Source organism: Mycolicibacterium lutetiense (genome assembly GCF_017876775.1).
GTDB classification, from domain to species: Bacteria; Actinomycetota; Actinomycetes; order Mycobacteriales; family Mycobacteriaceae; genus Mycobacterium; species Mycobacterium lutetiense.
This window is the reverse complement of sequence record NZ_JAGIOP010000002.1, coordinates 3,963,071-3,979,658: the sequence shown is the minus strand read 5'-3', so window position 1 is coordinate 3,979,658 and position 16,588 is coordinate 3,963,071. Positions and strand designations below refer to the sequence as shown.

General features: G+C 68.3%; 18 protein-coding genes. 4 read left to right on the top strand and 14 right to left on the bottom strand.

Annotated features, from left to right (window positions below):
- Positions 1–16: 16 nt before the first annotated feature.
- The 11 genes from JOF57_RS28465 to ftsH form a co-directional block, all read right to left on the bottom strand.
- The gene (locus tag JOF57_RS28465; protein WP_209922657.1) at positions 17–832 is read right to left on the bottom strand and encodes a type III pantothenate kinase; all 816 of its coding nucleotides are present in this window, start codon (positions 830–832) and stop codon (positions 17–19) included.
- Positions 832–1,248, bottom strand: a complete 417-nt coding sequence (gene panD / locus JOF57_RS28460) for an aspartate 1-decarboxylase (protein WP_209922656.1) — start codon at positions 1,246–1,248, stop codon at positions 832–834. The genes JOF57_RS28465 and panD overlap by 1 nt, the downstream gene beginning before the upstream one ends.
- Complete coding sequence (panC, locus tag JOF57_RS28455; RefSeq protein WP_209922654.1) at positions 1,248–2,192, bottom strand: pantoate--beta-alanine ligase; 945 nt, start codon at positions 2,190–2,192, stop codon at positions 1,248–1,250. Before panC ends, panD begins: the two co-directional genes overlap by 1 nt.
- Complete coding sequence (locus JOF57_RS28450) at positions 2,189–3,160, bottom strand: Rossmann-like and DUF2520 domain-containing protein (protein ID WP_209922653.1); 972 nt, start codon at positions 3,158–3,160, stop codon at positions 2,189–2,191. Before JOF57_RS28450 ends, panC begins: the two co-directional genes overlap by 4 nt.
- Positions 3,161–3,244: 84 nt before the next feature.
- A complete protein-coding gene (locus JOF57_RS28445) occupies positions 3,245–4,699 on the bottom strand; it encodes a DUF6779 domain-containing protein (RefSeq protein ID WP_209922651.1) in 1,455 nt (484 codons plus the stop codon).
- A 78-nt stretch (positions 4,700–4,777) separates the two neighbouring features.
- Positions 4,778–5,254: a DUF3180 domain-containing protein gene (locus tag JOF57_RS28440; protein ID WP_209922649.1), complete on the bottom strand. Its 477-nt coding sequence runs from the start codon at positions 5,252–5,254 to the stop codon at positions 4,778–4,780.
- Complete coding sequence (gene folK / locus JOF57_RS28435; RefSeq protein WP_209922646.1) at positions 5,254–5,790, bottom strand: 2-amino-4-hydroxy-6-hydroxymethyldihydropteridine diphosphokinase; 537 nt, start codon at positions 5,788–5,790, stop codon at positions 5,254–5,256. The genes JOF57_RS28440 and folK overlap by 1 nt, the downstream gene beginning before the upstream one ends.
- Positions 5,787–6,161 (bottom strand): dihydroneopterin aldolase, encoded by a 375-nt coding sequence (folB, locus tag JOF57_RS28430; RefSeq protein WP_209922644.1) that lies wholly within the window; start codon positions 6,159–6,161, stop codon positions 5,787–5,789. The genes folK and folB overlap by 4 nt, the downstream gene beginning before the upstream one ends.
- Complete coding sequence (gene folP, locus JOF57_RS28425) at positions 6,154–6,963, bottom strand: dihydropteroate synthase (RefSeq protein WP_209923802.1); 810 nt, start codon at positions 6,961–6,963, stop codon at positions 6,154–6,156. The genes folB and folP overlap by 8 nt, the downstream gene beginning before the upstream one ends.
- A gap of 20 nt (positions 6,964–6,983) precedes the next feature.
- Positions 6,984–7,601: a GTP cyclohydrolase I FolE gene (gene folE / locus JOF57_RS28420; protein ID WP_209922642.1), complete on the bottom strand. Its 618-nt coding sequence runs from the start codon at positions 7,599–7,601 to the stop codon at positions 6,984–6,986.
- Between the two features lie 19 nt (positions 7,602–7,620).
- On the bottom strand, positions 7,621–9,942 hold the full coding sequence (gene ftsH, locus JOF57_RS28415; protein ID WP_209922639.1) for an ATP-dependent zinc metalloprotease FtsH: 2,322 nt from the start codon (positions 9,940–9,942) through the stop codon (positions 7,621–7,623).
- A 133-nt stretch (positions 9,943–10,075) separates the two neighbouring features.
- Here ftsH and JOF57_RS28410 point away from each other — a divergent pair, with 133 nt between their 5' ends.
- The 4 genes from JOF57_RS28410 to JOF57_RS28395 are packed head-to-tail and all read left to right on the top strand — an operon-like array spanning position 10,076 to position 13,951.
- Positions 10,076–11,011 (top strand): alpha/beta fold hydrolase, encoded by a 936-nt coding sequence (locus tag JOF57_RS28410; RefSeq protein WP_209922637.1) that lies wholly within the window; start codon positions 10,076–10,078, stop codon positions 11,009–11,011.
- The gene (locus JOF57_RS28405) at positions 11,008–12,195 is read left to right on the top strand and encodes an LLM class flavin-dependent oxidoreductase (protein ID WP_209922635.1); all 1,188 of its coding nucleotides are present in this window, start codon (positions 11,008–11,010) and stop codon (positions 12,193–12,195) included. The genes JOF57_RS28410 and JOF57_RS28405 overlap by 4 nt, the downstream gene beginning before the upstream one ends.
- On the top strand, positions 12,195–13,205 hold the full coding sequence (locus JOF57_RS28400) for a zinc-binding dehydrogenase (protein WP_209923801.1): 1,011 nt from the start codon (positions 12,195–12,197) through the stop codon (positions 13,203–13,205). Before JOF57_RS28405 ends, JOF57_RS28400 begins: the two co-directional genes overlap by 1 nt.
- Positions 13,206–13,225: 20 nt before the next feature.
- On the top strand, positions 13,226–13,951 hold the full coding sequence (locus JOF57_RS28395) for an SIMPL domain-containing protein (protein ID WP_209922632.1): 726 nt from the start codon (positions 13,226–13,228) through the stop codon (positions 13,949–13,951).
- Positions 13,952–13,970: 19 nt separating this feature from the next.
- On the opposite strand, the gene hpt is transcribed toward JOF57_RS28395, so the two are convergent.
- Genes hpt through JOF57_RS28380 form a run of 3 tightly spaced genes read right to left on the bottom strand, consistent with a single transcriptional unit; the run spans position 13,971 to position 16,576 of the window.
- Positions 13,971–14,549, bottom strand: coding sequence for a hypoxanthine phosphoribosyltransferase (gene hpt / locus JOF57_RS28390; protein ID WP_209922630.1), 579 nt, complete (start codon positions 14,547–14,549; stop codon positions 13,971–13,973).
- 45 nt (positions 14,550–14,594) lie between these two features.
- Entirely contained in the window at positions 14,595–15,548 is a 954-nt protein-coding gene (tilS, locus tag JOF57_RS28385) for a tRNA lysidine(34) synthetase TilS (RefSeq protein ID WP_209922628.1), read from the bottom strand.
- Entirely contained in the window at positions 15,527–16,576 is a 1,050-nt protein-coding gene (locus JOF57_RS28380; protein WP_209923800.1) for an Rv3626c family coenzyme F420 biosynthesis-associated protein, read from the bottom strand. Before JOF57_RS28380 ends, tilS begins: the two co-directional genes overlap by 22 nt.
- Positions 16,577–16,588: the final 12 nt, after the last annotated feature.

Sequence of the window (16,588 nt, the reverse complement as noted above, 5' to 3'; positions counted from 1 at the left end):
GCGCGAACAGGAGAAATCAACGTGCCGGTTTGAGCCTGCCGCGCTGATTGTCACGGTTGCGCTCGAACACCAACCGCAGGCCGTCAAGGGTGAGATGACGGTCGTAGTGCTCGACGGTGCGCACGTCCGGCAACACCAGCGGCGCGGTGTAACCGGTCGCCACCACCGCGACGTCGTCGCCGGCGAACCCGTCGACATCCGCGCGGATCCGGCTGACCAGACCATCGACCAGCCCGGCGAACCCGAACACCGCCCCGGCCTGCATGCATTCGACGGTGTTCTTGCCGATCACCGAACGCGGACGGGTCAGCTCGACCCGGCGCAGCCCGGCCGAGCGGGCCGCGGCGGCATCCGAGGACACCTGCACACCGGGAGCGATCGCCCCACCCAGGAACTCCCCCTTGGCCGACACCACGTCGACACAGATCGACGAGCCGAAATCGACGATGATCGCCGCAGTGCCGTACTTGTGATAGGCGGCAAGGCAGTTCACGATCCGGTCCGCGCCGACTTCCTTCGGGTTGTCGACCAGCAGCGGGATACCGGTGCGCACACCGGGTTCGATCAGCACATGCGGCACCGACGGCCAGTACTGATCGAGCATCAAGCGCACCTCATGCAGTACCGAGGGCACCGTGGACAATCCGGCGGCCCCGGTCAAATGCTCGGAGTCATCGCCGATCAGGCCGTCGATGGTGAGCGCCAACTCATCGGCGGTCACCTCGGACTCGGTACGGATCCGCCACTGCTGCACCACTTTCGCGTGATCACCCGAACCAGTGATCAGCCCGACCGTGGTGTGGGTGTTGCGGACGTCGATGGCGAGCAGCATCAGCGCGGCGACATCAGTTCGGATGCATCCTCGGGGACATAGGCCGGATCGTGGCCGTGCTCACCGAGGTCGACCTGCCGGTTGTCCGCGTCCACGAAAACAATCCGCGGCTGATAGGCACGGGCCTCGGCATCCTCCATCACACCGTAGGCGATCAGGATGACCAGATCGCCCGGGTGGATGAGATGCGCTGCGGCACCGTTGATCCCGATCACTCCGGTGCCACGCTCACCGGTGATGGCGTACGTCACCAGGCGGGCACCGTTGTCGATATCGACGATCGTCACCTGCTCGCCCTCGAGCAGGTCGGCCGCGTCCATCAGGTCGGCGTCGATGGTCACCGAGCCCACGTAGTGCAGATCGGCCTGCGTCACCGTGGCGCGGTGAATCTTCGATTTCAGCATGGTGCGCTGCATCAGTTCCTCCAGGGCAGTTCGTGATTGTCGCCGTCACCGACGCGAGGGTGTCCGTCGATTCCGGCGGACGCTCCGATGTCGACAGAGATGTTGTCCAGCAGTCGGGTTCGGCCCAACCGGGCGGCCACCAGCAACCGGGCCTGACCTTCGCTCGGTGCGGGACCCAACATCGGGTCACGCACTTCGAGGTAGTCGACGTCGATCGCGGGTACCTCGTCGAGCACCGCTCGGGCCGCGTCGACAGTCGCCGCCGCCCCGCCCGCCGCGGCGTACTTACCGGCCAGCAGGGCCGCCGACAACGCTCCGGCCTGTTCGCGCTCATCGGCATCGAGGTAGCGATTGCGCGACGACATCGCCAGTCCATCGGATTCCCGGACGATGGGCACCGCCACAATCTGTACGTCGACGTTGAGGTCGGTGACCATCTGCCGGATCAATGCCAGTTGCTGATAGTCCTTTTCGCCGAAGAAGGCCCGGTCCGGACGGACGACCTGGAGCAGCTTGAGCACGACCGTCAGGACACCCGCGAAGTGTCCGGCGCGCGAGGCGCCTTCCAGTTCAGCCCCGGCCGACCCCGGCTGCACACTCGTGCGGGATCCGTTGGGGTACATGTCTGAACCAGTTGGGGTGAAGGCAATCTCGACGCCCTCGGCACGCAGCGCGGCCAGGTCCTCATCGAGGGTCCGGGGGTAGGCATCGAGGTCTTCGCCTGCCCCGAACTGCAGCGGGTTGACGAAGATCGATACCACGACCACCGCGCCGGGAACCCGCTTGGCCGCGCGGATCAGCGTCAGGTGGCCTTCGTGCAGCGCACCCATGGTGGGGACGAGGGTGACGCGGCGCCCACTGGCCCGCAGGGCGCGGGTGACGGCGGCGACATCGGCAGGTGCCGAGTAGACGTTCAGCTCACCGGCGACGAACTTGGGAGTTTTGCTGGGGGTCATCCTTGACTCGTTTCAGGGCTGGTTTCGGGTCCGATGTCTGAGAGCACCGCAAACACGTCCGCGGGCGCGTGAGCGCGCTGGGCGGTACGCAGTGAATCGGCCCGATATGCCTGGGCCAGTTGGGGATCCAATACGCGCAGGGCGTTCAGATGCGCACCCACCGCGGCTGCGTCACCCCGCGCAACGGGCCCGGTCAACGCGGCCTGGCCGCGTTGCAGCGCGTTCTCCAGCGCGGCGCGGGCCAGCGGGCCCACGGTGCGCTCGGGCAGACCGCCGGGCGCGTCGCCGACGAGTTCCTGACCGAGCAGCTCCTCGCCCCGCAGTGCGGCCCGCAGGGCGTCGACGGCGTCGAGCACCAAGGTGACCAGGTGGTTGCTGGCATGCGCCAACGCCGCGTGATACTGCGTCCGCGCGTGCTCGGGGACCCGGAAGGGCTCGCCGCCGATCTCCAGCACGAGCGCCTGCCCGATCGCATAGCCGATTTCGTCGGCCGCGGTGATGCCGAAACACGCATCGGGCAGCCGCGCGAGATCCTCGTCGGAGCCGGTGAACGTCATCGCCGGGTGGATGGCCAGCGGAATGCACCCCTGCTCGGTCAACGGGGCCAGGATCGCGACCCCGTTGGCACCAGAGGTGTGCACCACGATCGTGCCGGGCCGCACCGCACCGGTGGCGGCCAGGCCGGACACCAGAGATGCCAGCTCCGCGTCGGGAACCGTCAACAGCAACAGTTCGGCCCGCGCAGCCACCTCGGGAACCGGGAGGACAGAGCTGTCAGGTAGCCGGCGCTGCGCCCGCAGCCGCGACGCCTCGGAGATCGCGCTGCACGCCACCACCACGTGTTCCACGCGTTCCAGGGCATAGCCCAGCGCGGTGCCCACCCGGCCCGCCGACACAATGCCGACGCTGAGCCTGGCCGGACGTAGTCCCTCAGGTGGGGACCACCCGTTTGCAGGGGGTTGCTCCATCGCAGGAGACCTCACAGGTTGAATGGGTAACTTCCTCGTTCCGGTCCCGCGGTGCGGGTACCGGACGGTCGTCACGAGACTAACTCACTCCTCGCGACGTCTGCGACGCCCACCTTCGGCCGGTGCGGCCTGAAACCGGGCCAGCAGCTCGTTCACCGACTGGCCATCGGCGTGGTGCCCGTTCGGCGGCTCGGGCTCGGGTTCGTTGTCGCTGCGGTGCCGAGATGCCCGACGCGGCAGGTCAGGTGGTTGCGAGGATTCGGTGGCCAACGCCGGGGGCGGCTGGGCCGGCTCGGGCCGACCCGGGTCGGCTGTGCCGGAGTGGCGACCACGGGGCGGCTCGGGTGCCGGACCTGGTGACATGGTCGGAGTCGGAGTCGGCTCGGGCTCCGGTGACGGCTGAGGGGCCGGTGTCGCTTCCCGGGCGCGACGCCTGCCGACGTACTCGTCAGCCGCACCGTTCTGGGCCACCGGCGCCGTCCAGTTGCTGCCCGGTGCGCCGGCGGGGATCCACTGCCCATCGGCAGGGGCCGGCCGCCAGCCTGCGGCTGCGGGCTCAGCAACCGGCTCAGGTGGCGTTGGGGGCTCGGGTTGCGGCAGCGGCTCGGGTTGCGGGGCTTCGATCGTGGGCGATGGCTGCATCGGCGGCATGGCCGGTGGCGGCGGTGGCGGGGCCCAGGTCGACGGGGACTCAGGCTGCCGACGGGCGGCCGGTTGGGGCTCCGGGCGCGCTACCGGCTCGGGGCGCGGCTGGGGTTGCGGCTCGGGCCGCGGCGGTTCGGGCTGGCGCGGCGGTTCGGGCTGGCGCAGCGGTTCGGACTGGCGCGGCGGTTCGGACTGGCGCGGCGGTTCGGGCTGGCGCCGCCGACGACGCGGCTGGTCACCGGCAGGCACCGGCCGCGATGGCAGCCGATGCGCACCACCGGAGGTCGCCCAGTCGTTCTCCGGCGGATGCGGTTCGGCCGGAACATCGATGATCGGGCTTTCCTGGGTGCGCGACATTCGAATGTCGGTGACCTCGACCGGCGGCACATCCAGGCGGCTGGCGGTGACCCGGCCTGCGGTACGCACCGCGCTCCTGTCGGTCTCGATGGCCTCGCGGTGCACCAGGTCGGTGTCGAACAGGATCTCCAGATTCGTCCGCAATGCGGCCAGCTCGGAGCGCAGCGCAGCAACCTCATCGGCGGCCTGCGCACGCAGCTCCGAGGCGAGCTCCCGGCGCAGCTGGGTCTCGACGGTCAGTTCGTACTCCCGCCGCGCCGAGATCTCGCGATCCAGCTGCAGGTCGTAGACGAACTTGAGATCACGGGCCTTGGCCTGGTCCAGATCACTCTGGCGCCGATAGATCACGGAGACGAAGGCCGCGACGACGGCGGCCCACAGGGCCAGGATGACAGCGAGTTTCAGCAACTCGACGCGATCGGTGAACACCAATGCGGAACTGGCCAGAATGGCGAGTACCAGCAATACCGTTAAGAGCAGCCAGCCGGGCCTTCGGCCGCCGCGCCGTGGCCGACCACCGCGGGGCAGAACGGACATGCGCCGACTGTACCCGTCACGGGTCATCCAGCCTGGTGACCGCTGCGGCGATTCGGCCAACTACCTGGCCGAGTTCGTTCACTCGGTCGCGGTATCGCCGTTGTCCGGCGGCTCCCCGGGAGACTTGCAGCAGTGCTGTAGCCACACCGCCGCGACGATCAGCGCCAGGGCACTGATCGCAGCCACGACCGCACCGGGAGTGTCCTCGCCGGCCACCCTCAGGTCGCCGCGCCGGGGCAGCAAGTACAAGAGCACTCCGATCCACCAGCCGGCCACGATGGCGCCAACCCAGGCCGAGGCCTTGGCGACGACGACCGACCGGGCCACCGTCAGCGGATCAAGTCGACCGGCACCGACCCCGATCTGCCCGTCGTTGATCTTGGCCCGCACATAGAACGCCCAGCCCGCCTCGCCGATCGCGACCGCCAGCAGTGAGAGGCCGGTCCAGATCGTGAGCGGCGGGAACCACCGGTAGAGCGCGCCGACCAGCACGTAGCCGACGATGGCGACGGCGGCCACCGCGCCGGCGAGGTCGCGCTTGCGCGTGGGGCCCATCAGTCGGCTGCCGGTTCGGTGCGCAGGGCCAGCGCCAGATCGGTGCGCCTGACCCCGGCTCGTTCGGCCGGATCAATCTCCTCCATGAGGTCCGCGACCCGGCGAGACCGGCCGACGACCGTCAGCGTGGCACCCGGATCCACCGCCAACCAGGGGATCAGCACGAATGCGCGCTGGTGGGCCAGCGGATGTGGCAGCGTCAGGTCGTCATCGCGGGATTGCACCTCGACGTCACCGTCGTGGCAGGTGACCAGGTCGACGTCGAGGGTGCGCGGGCCCCACTTCTGTTCCCGGACCCGGTCTGCGGCCTGTTCCAACTCCTGGCCGCGTCGCAGCCAGCCGTGGCCGTCAAGGCCCGGATCGTCGGCGAGCAGTACCGCGTTCAGGAACGCACCCTGCTCGACTCCGCCCCAGGCGTCGGTCTCGAACACCGGCGACACCGCACGGACCGCACTACCCAAGCCGTCGACCACCGACTGCAGCCGGGCCAACCGGTCGCCGAGATTCGACCCGATCGAAAGGACTGTGGACGTCACTGGCTGTTCCCTCGTCGGGACCGCCGGGCCACGACCGCGACATCGTCGAAGGTCAGCGGAATCGGGGCGCTCGGCTTGTGCACGACGACCTCGACCGCGTGCAGACGTTCGTCGGCCATGATGGCGTCGGCGATCTCGGCCGAGACCGTCTCGATCAAGTTTCGCGGCGGCCCCGCGACGATCTCTGCTGCCCGCTGCGCCAGCGCGCCGTAGTCGAGGGTGTCGGCGAGATCGTCGGTGGCTGCCGCCCGGCGTAGGTCCACCCATGCCGTGATGTCGACGACGAAGTCCTGACCGTCGCGACGCTCATGGTCGAACACGCCGTGATTGCCACGAACCCGCAAGCCGCGCAACTCAATTCGATCAGTCAACCCGACCTCCAGATTCCCAGGCTTCCAGTACGGCGAGCGCGTCGACGGAGGACACCACATCGTGCACCCGAACACCCCAGGCCCCGTGCTGGGCCGCGAGCATCGAGATCACCGCGGTGGCGGTCTCCCGGCCGTCCGGTGGGCGCGCGGCCCCGTCCGGCCCGGCCAGCAACGCACCCAGAAAGCGCTTGCGGGAAGCGCCGACCAAGACCGGGATCCCGGTCGCGACGAGTTCGGGCAACGCATGCAGAAGGGCCCAATTGTCCTGCGCGGTCTTGGCGAATCCCAGACCCGGGTCGATGATCAGCCGTTCCGGGGTAACGCCCGCAGCGACCGCGGCGTCGACCGCCGTCAGCAGTTCGGCCCGAACCTCGGCCACCACATCGCCGTAACCCGGAGCGCGGTGCGGCTGCTCGGCGCCGACCGAACGCCAGTGCATCAGGATCCAGGGCACCTTCGCCTCGGCGAGCAGCGGCGCCATGTTCGGGTCGGCCAGGCCGCCGGACACATCGTTGACGATCTGCGCGCCGCATTCCAGGGCGACCTTTGCGACATCGGCATGCATGGTGTCGATGCTGACCGTGATGCCTTGAGAGGCAAGCGCTTCGATGACCGGGGCGACCCGGGACGCCTCCACCGCAGCGTCGACGCGCACCGCACCGGGTCGGGTCGACTCCCCGCCCACGTCGATGATCGCGGCCCCCGCGGCGGCCAGTGCCAACCCGTGTTCGACGGCGCGATCGCGGTCGATGAATTTGCCGCCGTCAGAGAAGGAATCGTCCGTGACGTTCACAACTCCCATGACCTGCAAATGGGTGGGCTTCACTTCCGCAGGATAAGTTCCAGCGCCTCGGCCCGAGAAGCCTTGTCGGTCTTGAACTGCCCCCGCACCGCTGAGGTGGTGGTGACCGCGCCCGGCTTGCGGACGCCGCGCATGGCCATGCACAGGTGCTCAGCCTCGATCACCACGATGGCTCCGCGCGGATCGAGCTTGCGCATCATTGCATCGGCGATCTGGGCGGTCAGGCGTTCCTGCACCTGCGGGCGCTTGGAGTACAGGTCGACCAGCCGGGCGATCTTCGACAGACCGGTCACCCGGCCGTCCAGCCCGGGGATGTATCCGACGTGAGCCACCCCGTGGAACGACACCAGGTGGTGCTCGCAGGTGGAGTACAACGGGATCTGCTTCACCAGGACGAGCTCGTCGTGTTCCTCGTCAAAGGTGGTGTTGAGCACCGCGTCCGGGTCGGTGTAGAGACCGGCCATCAGCTCTTTGTACGCACGCGCCACGCGGGCCGGGGTTTCCAGCAGACCCTGACGATCGGGGTCCTCACCGATGGCGATCAGCAGCTCACGCACGGCCGCCTCGGCACGCGGTTGGTCGAACACCCGCGTGGCCGTATCGGTGTTGTTGTGATGCTCGCGCAGCGACTGCGACATCGAAGCCTCCGTTCTCGGGTCAGCCGTGGGCCGGTGGGTTGGACCGGTCGGACCGGTCGGTCCGCTCAGGAGTAGGAGCAGGATCCTGGCCCGCCCCCTCGGTCGGTTCGGGCTGACCGGGATGAGGATAGGGCTGATACGGGTACGGCTGGGGCTGTTGCCATCCCGACGGATGCGGCGGCGGGTACCAGTAGCCCTGCTGTTGCTGCGGCGGCTGGTATCCGGGCTGCGACGGCGCGGGCGGCCAGCCGGGGGCGTGCCAGCCGGCCGGGGCGCCGTAGTCAGGCTGCATCGAGCCGTTCTGGTTCGAGCCGTTCGGCGGAGCGCCGTTGGCGCCAGCACCGTTGGCCTGGTCGGCCTCCCGGCTGGCGGCGGCGATGGCGGCCTTGAACGCCGGCTCGGGCACCGGCGGCGGCCACGGCTCACCGCGTTCGATGGCGATCTCGCCCGGGGTCTTGATCGGCGGCTTGTCCGACGGCACCCGGCCACCGAAGTCGTCGAACATGGTCAACCGGGGACGCTTCTTCACGTCACCGAAGATGGCCTCCAGTTCGACGCGGTGCAGCGTCTCCTTCTCCAGGAGTTCGCCGGCCAGCGTGTCGAGCACGTCGCGGTACTCGCTGAGGATCTCCCACGCCTCGGTGTGGGCGGCCTCGATGAGCTTGCGCACCTCGTCATCGATGTCGCGGGCCACCTCGTGGCCGAAGTCGGCCTGGGTGCCCATGGTGCGGCCCAGGAACGGATCACCGTGCTCGGTGCCGTAACGCACGGCGCCCAGCTTGGTGCTCATGCCGTATTCGGTGACCATGGCGCGGGCGATCTTGGTGGCCTGCTCGATGTCGGAGACCGCGCCGGTGGTGGGCTCGCGGAACACCAGTTCCTCGGCGGCGCGGCCACCCATGGCGAACACCAGGCGGGCGATCATCTCCGAGCGGGTCATCAGGCCCTTGTCGTCCTCGGGCACCGCGACGGCGTGGCCGCCGGTGCGCCCGCGGGCCAGGATGGTCACCTTGTAGATCGGCTCGATGTCGGGCATCGCCCACGCGGCCAGGGTGTGTCCACCCTCGTGGTAGGCGGTGATCTTCTTTTCGTGCTCGCTGATGATGCGGCCCTTGCGGCGCGGGCCGCCCACGACGCGGTCGACGGCCTCTTCCAGCGCGGCACCGGTGATGACGGTGCCGTTCTCGCGGGCGGTCAGCAGCGCGGACTCGTTGATGACGTTGGCCAGGTCGGCGCCGGACATGCCGACGGTGCGCTTGGCCAGGCCGTCCAGGTCGGCGTCGGGGGCGATGGGCTTTCCGGCCGAATGCACCTTCAGTACCGCGCGGCGGCCGGCCAGGTCGGGGTTGGACACCGGGATCTGGCGGTCGAAACGGCCGGGCCGCAGCAGGGCCGGGTCGAGGATGTCGGGCCGGTTGGTGGCCGCGATCAGGATGACGCCCTGGCGGTCGCCGAAGCCGTCCATTTCGACCAGCAGCTGGTTCAGGGTCTGCTCACGCTCGTCATGACCGCCGCCCATGCCGGCGCCGCGTTGGCGGCCCACGGCGTCGATCTCGTCGACGAAGATGATGCACGGGCTGTTGGCCTTGGCCTGCTCGAACATGTCACGCACGCGGGAGGCGCCGACGCCGACGAACATCTCGACGAAGTCGGAACCCGAGATCGTGAAGAACGGCACCCCGGCCTCACCCGCGACGGCACGGGCCAGCAGGGTCTTGCCCGTTCCGGGCGGGCCGTACAGCAGCACGCCCTTGGGGATCTTGGCGCCCAGCGCCTGATACCGGCTCGGGTTCTGCAGGAAGTCCTTGATCTCGTAGAGCTCCTCGACCGCCTCGTCGACACCTGCGACATCGGCGAACGTGGTCTTTGGCATGTCCTTGCCGAGCTGCTTGGCCTTCGACTTGCCGAAGCCGAAGCCCATCCGGCCGCCGCCCTGCATCCGGGAGAACATCACGAACAGCCCGACCAGCAGGAGCAGCGGCAGCATGTAGATCAGCATCGAGCCGAGGAAGCTGCCCTGGTTGACGGTGGTGCCGAACTTGACGTGCTTGGCATCGAGCTGGTCGACGAGCTTCACCGCGTAGCCGGTCGGGTACTTCGTGATGACCTTGTCGCTGTTCTCGGTCTCGTCCTTGCCGCTCTTCAGGTCGAGTCGCAGCTGTTGCTCGCGGTCGTCGATCTGGGCGCTGTTGACGTTGTCAGCATTGATCTGGGCCACCGCCACCGAGGTGTCGACGGGTTTGTAGCCGCGGGTGTCGTCGCTGAAATAGAAAAACGACCAGCCCAGCAACAGCACGACCGCGATCACGGTCAACGTACGGATCACATTTTTGCGGTTCATCGATCACTCGGCCGAGTTCGGCCCGGTCCTTCCAACGTGCGCAGTTGAGACATTCAAGGCTACCGCTAGACCAACGTCCGGCAGTTCCCGACGGTATCTAGCCGAGGGCGGACCGCTGTGCTTGGGTGAGATCGTGCTCACACCAACCGAACGGTTAGTCGATACCAATGGCGTGACTTTGAAGGTGACCGAGGCGGGTGAACGTGGAAATCCGGTGGTGGTGCTGGCCCACGGGTTCCCTGAGTTGGCGTATTCGTGGCGCCACCAGATTCCCGCGCTGGCAGCGGCCGGCTATCACGTACTTGCCCCCGACCAGCGCGGATACGGTGGCTCGTCGCGGCCCGAGGGCATCGATGCCTACAACATCATTGAGTTGACGGCCGACATCGCGGGGTTGCTCGATGATGTCGGCGCCGAGAAGGCGGTGCTCATCGGCCACGACTGGGGCTCACCGGTGGCGACCAACTTCCCGTTGCTCTTCCCGGAGCGGGCCGCGGCGGTGGCCGCGCTGAGCGTGCCGCCGATACCGCGGGCATCGGCGCCCCCGACGCAGATCTGGCGCAGGATCTTCGGCGACAACTTCTTCTACATCCTGTATTTCCAGGAACCCGGGGTGGCCGACGCCGCGCTGGGGGCCGACGTGCGCGAGTCGATGCGGCGGATGATCGCGTTGGAGGGCTTCGGCGGACCGCCCGAGAGCATGGTCGACCGTCCGCTGCCACCGCTGCCGGACTGGATCACCGCTGACGAGTTCGAGCACTACGTGCGGGCGTTCACCGAGACCGGGTTCACCGGGCCGCTGAACTGGTACCGCAACTTCGACCGCAACTGGGAGCTCAGCGACCCGGACTCAGGTCGAATGAAGGCCCAGACCATCGGCGTCCCGCTGCTGTTTCTGGCCGGGGCCGCCGACCCGGTGCTGGGCTTCACCCCGCGCGACCGGGTGCGTGACGTGGCCACCGGCGACTACCGAGAGGTGCTGCTCGACGGCGCCGGACACTGGTTGCAGCAGGAGCGGCCCGACGAGGTCAACAAGGTGCTGCTCGAATTCCTGGAGGGCCTGAAGTGAGTCCGTTGAACTTCGGTGTGTTCATCACGCCGTTTCACCCGGTCGGCCAATCCCCTACCACCGCACTGCAATACGACATGGACCGGGTGGAGGCGCTGGACCGGCTCGGTTACGACGAGGCCTGGTTCGGAGAACATCATTCCGGCGGTTACGAGCTCATCGCCTGCCCCGAAGTGTTCATCGCCGCCGCGGCCGAGCGGACCAGACACATCCGGCTGGGCACCGGCGTCGTCTCGCTGCCGTATCACCACCCGCTCATGGTGGCCGACCGTTGGGTGTTGCTCGACCATCTCACCCGGGGCCGGGTGATGTTCGGAACCGGACCGGGTGCGCTGCCGTCGGATGCCTACATGATGGGCATCGACCCGGTGGACCAACGACCGATGATGCAGGAGTCCCTCGAGGCGATCCTGGCGTTGTTCCGGGCCGCGCCCGACGAGCGGATCAACCGCAAGACCGACTGGTTCACCTTGCGCGACGCTGCGCTGCACATCCGCCCCTACACCTGGCCCTACCCGGAAATCTCTACCGCAGCAATGGTTTCCCCGTCGGGACCGCGACTGGCCGGGGCGTTGGGCACGTCGCTGCTGTCGCTGTCGATGTCGGTGCCGGGGGGATACGCTGCCCTGGAAACCACCTGGGATACCGTGCGCGCGCAGGCCGCCAAATCCGACCGTCCCGAACCGGACCGGAAGGACTGGCGCGTACTGGGCGTCATCCACCTGGCCTATACCCGCGAGCAGGCCATCGAGGATTGCACCTACGGCCTTCAGGACTTCGCCAACTACTTCGGCGCGGCAGGCTTCGTGCCGCTGTCGGAGAAGACCGAGGACACCGGGTCGGCGTATGAGTTCGTGGAAAACTATGCGTCCAAAGGCAATTGCTGCATCGGCACCACCGAGGACGCGATCGCCTACATCCAGGATCTGCTGGACCGCTCCGGCGGGTTCGGCACCTTCCTGCTCCTCGGCCACGACTGGGCTCCACCGGCAGCCACCTTCCATTCCTACGAACTGTTCGCCCGTGAGGTGATCCCGCACTTCAAGGGCCAACTCACGGCCGCGCGGGCCTCCCACGAGTGGGCCAAGGGCATGCGGGATCAACTACTGGGGCGCGCCGGACAGGCGATCGTCAATGCCATCACCGAAGCCGTCGCCGAGGACACCACCGAGGAGAAGGCGTGATGCGCGCCGCGGTCCTACGCGACAGACGGATGGTCGTCCGCGATGACCTGCCCGAACCGGTACCCGGCCCCGGGCAGGTGCTCGTCGAGGTGAAGGCCTGCGGAATCTGTGGCTCCGACCTGCATTTCGCCACCCACGGCGCCGACATGCTGGCCGCGAGTGCCGACCTCGAAGGCATACCCGACATGGACATCGACCTGGCCCACGATGTCTACATGGGCCATGAGTTCAGCGCCGAGATCCTCGACGCCGGACCCGGCACCGAAACCCATCCGGCCGGAACCCTGGTCACCTCCGTCCCTGCGCTGATCTCGCAGACCGGTGTCGACATGATCGTGTACAGCAACACCACCGTCGGCGGCTACGCCGAGAAGATGCTGCTGTCGGCGCCGCTACTGCTGCCGGTACCCAACGGCCTGAGCGCCGCACACGCCGCGCTCACCGAACCGATGGCCGTCGGCCTGCATGCGGTCAACGCGTCGCGCATCGAGCCCGGCGAGGCGGCGCTCGTCGTCGGCTGCGGCCCCGTCGGCATCGTCATCATCGCCGCTCTGAAACTCCGGGGCGTGAAAACCATTGTGGCGTCGGACTTCTCCCCCGCCCGACGCGGACTCGCCGCCACCATGGGCGCCCACGTCACGCTGGACCCGGCCGCGGATTCACCATTCCATCAGTGCCAGCCCGCGGTGGTGTTCGAGGCGGTGGGCGCCCCCGGAATCATCGACGACATGCTGCGCCGCGCACCAGCGGGCGTCCGACTGGTGGTCGCCGGGGTCTGCATGCAACCCGACACCGTCCACCCGTTCTACGCGATCGCCAAACAGATCAACATCCAGTTCGTCTTCGGCTACGACCCCACCGAGTTCGCGAACTCGCTGCGCGCCATCGCCGAGGGTGAGATCGACGTCGCCCCGATGATCACCGGGACCGTGGACCTCGACGGCGTGAGCACCGCGTTCGACGAACTCGCCTCCCCCGACCGGCACTGCAAAGTCCTGGTGACGCCGTAACCTCCCGGTAGGGTTCGGTCATGCCGATCGCTGCGAATACGAAGTTACGGATACTCGGCGTTGCCGCGGCGGGACTGATCGCTGTCAGCGTCAGCGCGTGCGATGCGACCTCGGGACCCGGCGCCGGCTCGCCGGCCGATGCCCGACAGGTGACCGTCGTCGGATCCGGCCAGGTGCAGGGCGTACCGGACACCCTGACCGCCGATGTGGCCATGGAGTTCACCGCCCCGGATGTGTCCGGCGCCCTCAACCAGTCCAGCCAACGGCAGCAGACCGTGATCGATGCGCTGGTCGGATCGGGCATCGACCGCAAGGACATCAGCACCACCCAAGTCAGCGTGCAACCGCAGTTCACCGAAAGCACGATCTCGGGTTACCGCGCCAGCAATGCGGTCAAGGTCAAGATCCGCGACACCGCCAAGGCCTCGCAGACACTCGCGTTGATCGCAAGCACCGGCGGGGACGCCACCCGCATCAACTCGGTCAACTATTCGATCGAGGACGACTCAGACCTGGTGCGCGACGCCCGCGCTCGCGCATTCGACGACGCCAAGAACCGCGCCGAGCAGTACGCCGGATTGTCCGGACTGCACCTGGGCAAGGTGATCTCGATATCGGAACAGTCCGGTGGCTCGACCCCACCCACGCCCACCCCGATGCCGCGGGCGGCGATGGCGGACGTTCCCCTGGAACCCGGTCAGCAGACGGTGGACTTCTCGGTGACGGTGATCTGGGAGCTCAGCTAGCTCCCGGTTTCAGCGCCGGTCAGGGCGCCTCGTACACCTTCGGTTCGAGGGTGCCGATGTAGGGCAGGTCGCGGTAGCGCTCGGCGAAGTCCAGGCCATAGCCGACGACGAACTCGTTGGGGATGTCGAACCCCACATAGGCGACATCGAGTTCGGCCCTGACGGCCTCGGGCTTGCGCAGCAGAGTGCACACTCGCAGTGAGCGTGGATGACGAGCGGCCAGGTTGCGCAGCAACCAGGACAGGGTCAGACCCGAGTCGATGATGTCCTCGACGATCAGCACGTCACGGTCGTTGATGTCGCGGTCGAGGTCTTTGAGGATGCGCACCACGCCCGAGGACGAGGTGGACGAGCCGTACGAGCTGACCGCCATGAACTCCAGCTGCGTGGGCAGTGGGATGGTCCGGGCCAAGTCGGTGACGAACATGACCGCGCCCTTGAGCACGGTGACCAACAGCAGGTCGTCGTTGCCCAGATCGTCTCGGTACTGCTCGGCAATCATCTCGGCGAGTTCGACGGTGCGGGTCCGGATCTGCTCCTCGGACAACAGCACCGATTTGATGTCTCCCGCATAGAGCTCGGCAGAGTCGACAGGCACTCCGACAGCGTGCCACGTGAAGGGGTCGCTTTCCAACGCGGATCGCTAGACGGGTTCGGTGTGCATTGCCAGCACGCCCGAGCGCCGCGCCGCGAACAACCGCTGTTTGCGCAGCCCGGACCCGACGGCCACGCCGCCCTGCCCGCGCCAGGCCGTCACGAGCCGGTCCACCCCGCGAATCTGGATGTCGGTCAGATCACACGCGCCGCCGTCCAGCAACCAGGCCCGGATCACCCGGCGGCGCAGCGCATCGGGCAACGGTGCCAACCGCGCCGTGTCCAGACCGCCGGCCTCGGTGCGCGCCGCCGCCAGGGCCTCCCCGGCCAGGGCGTCGAGCGTCGCGGTGTCCTCGCGCAGCGCGGTGGCGGTGCGGGCCAGGGCCTCGGCCACCCCGCCGCCGAGCACGTCCTCCAACAGCGGCAGCACCTCGTGCCGCAACCTGACCCGGGTGAACCGCTCCTCGGCGTTGTGCGGGTCCTGCCACGGGGTCAGCCCGAGTTCCTCGCAGGCCGCGTGGGTGAGTTGCCGCCGCACCCCCAGCAGCGGCCGGTGCCACGGTGGGTCGTGCAGGCGCATCCCGGCGATCGAACGGGCACCCGATCCACGGCCCAGCCCCAGCAGCACCGTCTCGGCCTGATCGTCGAGGGTGTGGCCGAGCAGTACCGGCGCGCCGTCGCGGGCCCGCTCCAGTGCCTGATAGCGGACCTGACGGGCGGCGGCCTCCGGTCCGCCGGCGCGGCCGACGTCGACCGAAAGAACCTGCGCGGCAACACACCCGAGAGCAACAGCCTGCCGACGGGCGGTCTCGGCCACCTGATCCGACCCCGATTGCAGCCGATGGTCGACGATCAGTGCGGTGGTGGGTCGCAGGGTTGCCGCCACCGCGGTCAGCGCCAGTGAATCCGGACCGCCGGACAGCGCCACGCACCAGTGCGCACCGTCGATCCCGGCGGTGGTCAACACGTGCCGCAGCGCGGCTACAGCACCCGGTCGATCCATCGTTGGGGTTCGTCGATCTCTTCGGGCAATGGCAGGGTGTCGGGGCTCGACCAGACGGTGTTGAACCGGGCCATCCCGGCGGTCGCGACCACGTGGTCGACGAACGCCTTACCCCGGGTGTACTGGCTGATCTTGGCGTCGAAGCCCAGCAGGGCGCGCACCACGCGCTGCAGCGGCGGCTGCTTGCGCTGCCTGCGTTGGTCGAAGCGACGCCGGATCGTCGACACCGTGGGCACCACCGCCGGGCCGACGGCATCCATCACGTGATCGGCGTGACCCTCCAGCAGGGTGCCCAGCACCAACAGCTGATCGAGCGCGCGGCGCTGCGGTTCGGCCTGCACGGCCCGCATCACGCCGAGCACACCGGCCGAATTGGGGTCCGGCGGTTGACCGCTGCGCTGATTCCGGACAAACGCCGCGAGTCGTCCCACCACCTCGGTGACGTCCTCGCCGGCATCTTGGGTCAGCACCGCCAGGGCCTGTGACATGTGGTCGGCCAGCCAGGGATTGGCCCGGAACTGCACCCGGTGGGTGACCTCGTGCAGGCACACCCACAGCCGGAAATCAGCTGGGGCAACGCGCAACTGCCGTTCCACTGCGATGACGTTGGGGTACACCAGCAGCAGCTCACCACCGTCGGGGCCGAACGGGTCGTACTGGCCGAGGATGCCCGTGGAGATGAATGCCAGCACCGCGCCGGTCTGCGCCCCGGTCACCCGTCCGGTGATGAATCCTGGCTTTTGCGAGTCACTTTCGTCACCGGATTGGACCCCGGTGGTCATCACCCGCATGGAACGGGTGGCCGCACGGATCCATTCGGGACGATCCACCACGCGAGCCTCGGGCACTTCGGCACCCTCGATCAGTCCCGTGACCTCACGCACCGGCAGCTCGGCGGACTTCGAACTCTCCGAGAGCTGTTCGATCACCTGGTTGCGGGTGTAATCCGTGGACGGCGGGGCCGACCGGGCCAACTTCGCCCCGACTGTCGCGGCGAAATCCCAGTCGACCGCGCGGCCCGCGGTCATGGCGACCCGATC

What these genes read in the sequence shown, in the direction of transcription:
- JOF57_RS28450 (WP_209922653.1), bottom strand. Translation starts at nt 3,160, where the DNA reads ATGGAGCAACCCCCTGCAAACGGGTGGTCCCCACCTGAGGGACTACGT.
- JOF57_RS28400 (WP_209923801.1), top strand. Translation starts at nt 12,195, where the DNA reads ATGCGCGCCGCGGTCCTACGCGACAGACGGATGGTCGTCCGCGATGAC.
- tilS (WP_209922628.1), bottom strand. Translation starts at nt 15,548, where the DNA reads ATGGATCGACCGGGTGCTGTAGCCGCGCTGCGGCACGTGTTGACCACC.
- folP (WP_209923802.1), bottom strand. Translation starts at nt 6,963, where the DNA reads ATGGGAGTTGTGAACGTCACGGACGATTCCTTCTCTGACGGCGGCAAA.
- folE (WP_209922642.1), bottom strand. Translation starts at nt 7,601, where the DNA reads ATGTCGCAGTCGCTGCGCGAGCATCACAACAACACCGATACGGCCACG.
- panD (WP_209922656.1), bottom strand. Translation starts at nt 1,248, where the DNA reads ATGCAGCGCACCATGCTGAAATCGAAGATTCACCGCGCCACGGTGACG.
- panC (WP_209922654.1), bottom strand. Translation starts at nt 2,192, where the DNA reads ATGACCCCCAGCAAAACTCCCAAGTTCGTCGCCGGTGAGCTGAACGTC.
- ftsH (WP_209922639.1), bottom strand. Translation starts at nt 9,942, where the DNA reads ATGAACCGCAAAAATGTGATCCGTACGTTGACCGTGATCGCGGTCGTG.
- JOF57_RS28440 (WP_209922649.1), bottom strand. Translation starts at nt 5,254, where the DNA reads ATGGGCCCCACGCGCAAGCGCGACCTCGCCGGCGCGGTGGCCGCCGTC.
- JOF57_RS28395 (WP_209922632.1), top strand. Translation starts at nt 13,226, where the DNA reads ATGCCGATCGCTGCGAATACGAAGTTACGGATACTCGGCGTTGCCGCG.
- JOF57_RS28465 (WP_209922657.1), bottom strand. Translation starts at nt 832, where the DNA reads ATGCTGCTCGCCATCGACGTCCGCAACACCCACACCACGGTCGGGCTG.
- JOF57_RS28380 (WP_209923800.1), bottom strand. Translation starts at nt 16,576, where the DNA reads ATGACCGCGGGCCGCGCGGTCGACTGGGATTTCGCCGCGACAGTCGGG.
- JOF57_RS28445 (WP_209922651.1), bottom strand. Translation starts at nt 4,699, where the DNA reads ATGTCCGTTCTGCCCCGCGGTGGTCGGCCACGGCGCGGCGGCCGAAGG.